This is a genomic window from Cupriavidus sp. SIMBA_020 (assembly GCF_046535395.1).
Classification (GTDB): Bacteria; Pseudomonadota; Gammaproteobacteria; order Burkholderiales; family Burkholderiaceae; genus Cupriavidus; species Cupriavidus campinensis.
Map to the genome: position 1 here is coordinate 1 of NZ_JAWRWU010001748.1, position 233 is coordinate 233.

General features: G+C 47.6%; 1 protein-coding gene. It reads right to left on the bottom strand.

Features of this window, described 5'->3' with window-relative positions; genetic code table 11:
* Positions 1-233: hypothetical protein (locus SB751_RS35615; protein ID WP_410749684.1), on the bottom strand; the 233-nt coding region annotated here is incomplete at both ends.

Sequence of the window (233 nt, forward strand, 5' to 3'; positions counted from 1 at the left end):
GTGATTGGGCACAATCGAATTCTGATCTTGCGCTCAATAACGCCGATAGTGTTGCTGGCTATATTGTCGAGGGCGACTAAATTGAAACGAGTCATTCTGTTGCTGTCACTCGCGCTTTCGATGCCTTGTGCGCTCGCCTGTGAGGGATCGTCGCCGATTCCAGGCGTAACGAGAGATATAAATTTCGGATTTAATTCGAGTGAGATAAGTAATGCGGAGATTCTTTCACTCGC